8 protein-coding genes are annotated in these 6292 nt (G+C 62.4%); 6 read left to right on the top strand and 2 right to left on the bottom strand.

Annotated features, from left to right (window positions below; all coding sequences use genetic code 11):
• Positions 1-95: 95 nt before the first annotated feature.
• Together QMX97_RS31315 and QMX97_RS31310 are read right to left on the bottom strand one after the other, a co-directional pair.
• The gene (locus QMX97_RS31315; RefSeq protein ID WP_120447455.1) at positions 96-305 is read right to left on the bottom strand and encodes a DUF6124 family protein; all 210 of its coding nucleotides are present in this window, start codon (positions 303-305) and stop codon (positions 96-98) included.
• Between the two features lie 480 nt (positions 306-785).
• Positions 786-1556 carry a ParA family protein gene (locus QMX97_RS31310; protein WP_282398200.1) on the bottom strand — a complete coding sequence of 257 codons (771 nt, stop codon included), beginning with the start codon at positions 1554-1556 and terminating at the stop codon, positions 786-788.
• A 336-nt stretch (positions 1557-1892) separates the two neighbouring features.
• Between QMX97_RS31310 and QMX97_RS31305 the strand changes: the two genes are divergently transcribed.
• The 6 genes from QMX97_RS31305 to QMX97_RS31280 are packed head-to-tail and all read left to right on the top strand — an operon-like array spanning position 1893 to position 6120.
• On the top strand, positions 1893-2612 hold the full coding sequence (locus tag QMX97_RS31305; protein ID WP_282398199.1) for a beta-ketoacyl synthase chain length factor: 720 nt from the start codon (positions 1893-1895) through the stop codon (positions 2610-2612).
• On the top strand, positions 2588-3400 hold the full coding sequence (locus QMX97_RS31300; protein ID WP_120447454.1) for a 1-acyl-sn-glycerol-3-phosphate acyltransferase: 813 nt from the start codon (positions 2588-2590) through the stop codon (positions 3398-3400). Before QMX97_RS31305 ends, QMX97_RS31300 begins: the two co-directional genes overlap by 25 nt.
• Positions 3378-3647 (top strand): phosphopantetheine-binding protein, encoded by a 270-nt coding sequence (locus QMX97_RS31295; RefSeq protein ID WP_065899982.1) that lies wholly within the window; start codon positions 3378-3380, stop codon positions 3645-3647. Before QMX97_RS31300 ends, QMX97_RS31295 begins: the two co-directional genes overlap by 23 nt.
• A gap of 9 nt (positions 3648-3656) precedes the next feature.
• A complete protein-coding gene (locus tag QMX97_RS31290; RefSeq protein WP_016979215.1) occupies positions 3657-3911 on the top strand; it encodes an acyl carrier protein in 255 nt (84 codons plus the stop codon).
• The gene (locus QMX97_RS31285) at positions 3908-4453 is read left to right on the top strand and encodes a hypothetical protein (RefSeq protein WP_065899980.1); all 546 of its coding nucleotides are present in this window, start codon (positions 3908-3910) and stop codon (positions 4451-4453) included. The genes QMX97_RS31290 and QMX97_RS31285 overlap by 4 nt, the downstream gene beginning before the upstream one ends.
• On the top strand, positions 4450-6120 hold the full coding sequence (locus QMX97_RS31280) for an AMP-binding protein (protein ID WP_282398198.1): 1671 nt from the start codon (positions 4450-4452) through the stop codon (positions 6118-6120). Before QMX97_RS31285 ends, QMX97_RS31280 begins: the two co-directional genes overlap by 4 nt.
• Positions 6121-6292 lie beyond the last annotated feature (172 nt).

Raw genomic sequence — 6292 nt, 5'->3', positions numbered from 1 at the left:
GCTCGCGAATGCGCAGTGTCAGTCGATGCATAGGCTGAATGACACACCGCATTCGCGAGCAAGCCCGCTCCCACATTTTTTGACCGCGTTTAACCTCAGGCCAGCGGGGCTTCGCGGTCCATGATCTGACCGACCAGCAGTACGCCCAGCTCACTCAACTGGTGGATGGCCAGGGCCATGTCGCGGTGTTCGCCGGTGAGGTCGTTGGACAAGTTGAGTAACAGGGTGCGCACGGAAGAGAAGGTTTCGTAGCTGTTTAGCACGAGGGTTTCGGTGGGGAGGTTGGGTGTGACGGTAAATAGCATGCTTTTCGTTCTCTGATAGGACCATCACCTACTCGCTACTAAACGAGGGCGGCAGCTGTACGCAGGTTAGTAGACCGGGAACGAAAGCAAAAACCGGCGCACCCGAAGGTGCCCTGCGCACAGCTGCCATGATGATGGAGCGGCGCACATGCTTTCGTCTGATTGGGCTACTAAACCCGGTCACTGAACATTCAGCGACCGGCGAACCTTAAGAGACACCCCTCCAGACGCACAAGCCGGCGGATTCTGACTTACCTGTAGGCAACGATACAAGGCAGAACCCCAATTGCCAGACCTGTCCTACAGCCTCTGTGAGACAAATCCAAATCTTCGTGCCGGAACGCAAAACAAAATGTGGGAGCTGGCTTGCCTGCGATGCAGGCGATTCGGTCTGCCTGATACACCGAGGCGATGCCATCGCAGGCAAGCCAGCTCCCACACTGATTGCATTTCACATTAGGGTCAGCGTTGCCTGTCAGATCAGGCGTTTTCCAGCAGGTTATGCAGCTCCACAAATTGCTGCGTCAGCTTGTGCCGTGGGTCCAGGTGGATCAACGGCTTGCTCTCCTGGTGCGATTCACGCATGCGTACCGAACTAGCCAGGTACACCGGCAGCACCGGCAGGCCTTCGGCGATCAACTCGTCGAGCATCTGCTGCGGCAAGCTCGCCCGCGCCTGGAACTGATTGACCACGATACCTTCCACTTCCAGGCCTTCGTTGTGGTCTTCCTTCAATTCTTCGATTTCCGCCAGCAGGCCATACAAGGCCTGGCGCGAGAAGCTGTCGCAATCGAAGGGGATCAGCACGCGATCGGCGGCAATCAGCGCCGAAACCGCATAGAAATTCAGGGCCGGCGGGGTATCCAGGTAGATCCGGTCGTAATCGTCGCTCAATTCGTCCAGCAGCTTTCGCAGCTTGTTGATCTTGTGCTTGGCCTCAAGCTTGGGCTGCAGGTCCGCCAGTTCAGCAGTCGCGGTGATGACGTGCAGGTTGTCGAATGGCGTTTCGTAGATATCGACCTGGTTTTTCTTGGAAAACGGCCCGGATGACAGGGTTTGCTTGAAAAAATCCGCGATCCCCATGGGGATATCGTCGCCCGTCAGCCCGGTGAGGTACTGGGTTGAGTTGGCTTGTGCATCGAGGTCCACCAACAGGGTTCGATAGCCTTCACTGGCGCTGACCGCCGCCAGGTTGCAGGCGATGCTGGACTTGCCAACGCCGCCTTTCTGATTGAACACCACACGCCGCATGGAAAAACCTCCGTGTATCAATGAATGTCCGAGTGTAGAGGGCAAAAGCGCCTGTTAGCTACCTCGTTCATCCATGCACTGCTGCATTAAAGTCGGCATGTAGTACGTCACACACGAAGAATCAGGAATGGTCCGACAACCAAGCCGACCTTCGGTAACCGACAATATGTAAATCTCCTCCACTAATTTGTAATCAGCCGTGCACAAATCTTTACCAAAGTTTGCTAGAACCCCACGGCAACGGGATAATGCGCGCCATTCGGCTACTGCTCCCTGTCCCGGTATTCGGGGCCAACGGCCGCACATGGAAGCCCGCAGGGGCGGGATATCTTCTCAGTGATCACTTTCAACATCGCCCAATGGCGCGCCTGGGCCCCTGGCCTGGAGAGCGCGGACGACTGGCACGCCTGGTGCCGGAATCCGGTGTTGCTGCCCGAAAGCGAAGCCTGCCCCGACGTGTCATTCCTGCCGGCCATGCAGCGCCGGCGCCTGAGCCGCCTGGCGCGCATGGCCTTCAGCGTGGGCTGGCCACTGGCCGAAGGCCTGCAGGACTTGCCCCTGGTGTTTATTTCCCGGCACGGCGAGACCCCGCGCACCCTCGATATCCTCACTGACCTGGCCAACGACCAGCCACTGTCGCCGACCCAGTTCAGCCTGTCGGTGCATAACGCGGTGATTGGCCTGTGGTCGATACTGCGTAATGAAACCAGCGAAATGACCGCCCTGGCAGCCGCCGGTGATGGCCTGGAGCACGGCATGCTCGAAGCTGCCGCGCTGCTCAACGAGGGCGCCTCGGCGGTCTTGCTGGTGATCACCGAAGAACAGCCGCCCGACGCCTACGCCAGCTGGATCCACGACGTGCCTTTTCCCTACGCCCTCGGCCTGCTGCTGACGCCCGGCGACGAGTGGCAGTTGGAACTCAGCCCCGGCACTGTCCAACCCACTCAAACCCAGTGGCCTCACGCCCTGAACCTGCTGCGCACCCTGCTCACCGACCAGGTCGCCTGCCAACATGCCTGGAAGAACCGCGTATGGAACTGGCAACGCAAGCCTTGACCGACAAACCCCGGGACGCCTACTACTGGCGCCTGATCGCCACCGCAGCCAGCTTCGTGCTGTTCGGTTTCGGCGGGCTGTGCCTGCGTTTGCTGGTGTTCCCCCTGCTCAGCTGCCTGCCGGGCGACGCGACCCAACACCGGCGCCGCGCCCGTCACACCATCAGCTGGCTGTTCTGGTTCTTTATCCGCCTGATGCAACGCGCCGGGGTGCTGACCTTCAGTGTCAAAGGCGCGGAAAAGCTCGGCCGCCCGGGCCAGATGATCATCGCCAACCACCCGTCGCTGATCGATGTGGTGTTCCTGATCGGCCTGGTGCGCCAGGCCAACTGTGTGGTCAAGCAAAGCCTGTGGCAAAACCCGTTCACCCGTGGACCGGTGCGCGACGCGGGTTATATCAGCAACGACGGCAGCGCCGAGATGCTCGATGCCGCCGCCGGCGCGCTGCAGGCCGGGCAAACCCTGATCATCTTTCCGGAAGGCACCCGCACCACACCCGGCGCGGCGCCTGCCTTTCATCGCGGGGGCGCCGCCATTGCGCTGCGCGGTGCGACAATCATCACCCCCGTGGTGATCAAGGTCAGCCCCACCACCCTGACCAAGGCCGAACCCTGGTATCGCATCCCAAAATGCCGCGTGCACTTCAGTTTGCGGGTGGGTGCCGATATAGAACCACAGGCCTTCGCGGCATTGGGGCCTGCGCCCCAGGCTTCACGCAAGCTCAACGATTACCTGCACCACTATTTTATTAAGGAGCTCGCCGAAGATGAGCGACCAACACCGCCTTGAGCACGACATAAAGACGCTGATCATCGAGGCCCTGGGCCTGGAAGACATCAGCGCCGACGACATCGGCAGCGAACAAACCCTGTTCGGCGAAGGCCTGGGCCTGGATTCGGTCGACGCCCTGGAATTGGGCCTGGCGATCCAGAAAAAGTACGGTATCAAAATCGATGCCGACGCCAAGGACACCCGCAATCACTTCACCAACGTGGCGAGCCTCGCGGCGTTCGTCACGGCCAGACAGGCAGCTTGAGACCGGACCATGCAAACTCGTGACGATATTTTCAACACCCTGCGCGATGCCTTGGTGGAACTGTTTGAACTGCCGCCTGAGCGCGTCACTCTCGACGCCAACCTGTACCAGGACCTGGAAATCGACAGCATCGACGCCGTCGACCTGATCGACCATATCAAGCGCCAGACCGGCAAGAAGATCGCTGCCGAAGAGTTCAAGGCCGTGCGCACCGTCAACGACGTGGTAGAGGCGGTGTACCGTCTGGTCACGCCGGCCGCATGAGCCGGCTGATCGGCCTTGGCCTGTTGCTGGCGGGGCTGCTGTACCCTTTTGCGGTGTATTACGGCACCGAGCACTTCGCGCCGTGGCAATTCGGCCTGCTGCTCGGCAGCTTGTGGCTGTTGCGCGCGCTGACCGGTGCGCGGCGCCCAGGCAGCCGTTGGATGGCGGTGGCCGTGATCGTGTTCTGCCTGTTGCTGGCCTGGTTCGACAACCCGCACCTGCTGCGCTGGTACCCGAGCCTGGTCAGCGCGTTCATGCTCGCGCTGTTCGGCCTGAGCCTGAAATATGGCCCGCCGATGGTCGAGCGTCTGGCGCGCATGACCGACCCGCAGCTGCCCCCCCACGCGATTGTGTATACGCGCCAGGTCACCGTGGTGTGGAGTGTGTTTTTTCTGTGTAATGGCCTGCTCGCCGCCGCGCTCACCCTGTGGGCGCCGCTGAGTTGGTGGACGTTGTACAACGGCCTGATCGCCTACGGGCTGATGGGGCTGTTGTTTGCCGTGGAATGGCTGGTACGACAAAGGGTTCGAGGCCGCGTATGAAAGGGTTGAAACTTGAGCACCTGTTGCTCGAGCCGCTGCAACAGCGTTTGGTCACCACCGAACCTGCGATGAATCACGCTGAACTGTGGGAACACGCCCTGAGCATGGCCGCAGGCCTGCAGGCGCGTGGCATCCAGCGCCTGGCCGTGCACCTGGAAGACGCCGGCGTACTGGCGATTGCCCTGCTGGGCGCCTGGCGTGCCGGGGTCAGCGTGCTGCTGCCCGCCGACCTGCAACCCCAGACCCGCCAACGCTGGGACGAGGCCGTCGACGCCTGGCTGGTGGAAGCTGCCGACCTCGACGTGCTGTATCAGTCGCCCTTGAGCCCTGCAGCCCTCGACCTGGACGCCTGCCAACTGAGCCTGTGCACCTCGGGCTCCAGCGGCGAGCCCAAGCGCATCGACAAGACCCTGCGTCAGTTGGCCAATGAAGTCCAGGCGCTGGAAGCCTTGTGGGGCGCGGACGTGAAAGACGCGTGCATCATCGGGAGCGTCGCCACCCAGCATATCTACGGCTTGCTGTTCCGTGTGCTATGGCCGCTGTGCGCCGGTCGCACTTTTGTGCGCAAGCAACTGGCATTCCCCGAAGACCTGCAGCGCGCCAGCCGCGAGCACCCGCACTTTGCCTGGGTCGCCAGCCCGGCGCTGCTCAAGCGCATGGGCGACAACCTCGACTGGCCGGCACTGAGCCAGGTGGCGAGGGTGTTCTCGTCCGGCGGCGCCTTGCCCCTCGAGGCGGCCACCCGTCTTTACGAGCGCCTGCAGCAATGGCCGACGGAAATCCTCGGCAGCTCCGAGACCGGCGGCATCGCCTGGCGCCAGGGCGCGCAACCCTGGCAACCATTCGCCGACGTGCAACTGAGCCAGGACGCCGACGGCGCGCTGCGTATCGCCTCGCCTTACCTGCCCGCCGGGCATATTGAACAGACTGCCGACGCTGCCCGAATCCATCCAGATGGCCGTTTCGAGCTGCTGGGTCGCCTGGACCGCATCGTCAAGCTGGAAGAAAAACGCATCTCGCTGCCGATGCTCGAACAGGCGCTGATGGCCCACGCCTGGGTCGCCGAAACCCGCCTGGGCGTGGTACAGGAAAATCGCGCGTCCCTCGGCGCGTTGGTGGTGTTGAGCGCCGAAGGCCTGCACGCCCTGCGCAACCAGGGCCGGCGCACCGTCACCCAAACCCTGCGCCAGCACCTCAGCCAGCATTGCGAAGCCCTGGCCCTGCCGCGGCGCTGGCGCCTGCTGCGCCAATTGCCGCTGAACAGCCAGGGCAAGCTCCCGCAGGCCGACGTCGAAGCACTGCTGCTGGCGCCACGGCCAAAAGCCCCGGAAGTGCTGGAGCAGGTCGAAGCGGATGGTGAATGGACCCTGCAACTGAGTGTGCCGCCGGACCTGGCTTACTTCAGCGGCCACTTCCCGGTCACCCCGGTGCTGCCCGGTGTGGTGCAGGTGGAATGGGCCTTCAACCTCGGCCAGCAACTGCTGGACCTGCCGACGACCTTTGCCGGCATGGAAGTGCTCAAGTTCCAGCAACTGGTACGCCCGGGCGATCGCATCGAACTGCACCTGCGCTTTGATGCAGAGCGCGCCAAGCTGTACTTCGCCTACCGCAATGGCGTGGCGGCCTGTTCCAGTGGCCGGATAGTGCTGGAGGCGCAAAATGCATAACCTCTTGTGGCAAGCAGGTTCGTCGTGGCGAGCAGGCTGTTTGTGGCAAGCAGGCTTGTTGTGGCGAGCGGGCTTGCCCCGCGTTGGGCTGCGAAGCAGCCCCAAAACCAGCCAACTCGGTATGCCTGGAAGACCGCGTCGACCTTATTGGGGCCGCTTCGCAGCCCAACGC

The sequence above is a fragment of the Pseudomonas sp. PS01298 genome, assembly GCF_029959745.1.
Lineage (GTDB): Bacteria > Pseudomonadota > Gammaproteobacteria > Pseudomonadales > Pseudomonadaceae > Aquipseudomonas > Aquipseudomonas aylmerensis.
The sequence above is the reverse complement of the archived record's forward strand: the minus strand, read 5'-3'. Positions and strand labels throughout refer to the sequence as shown.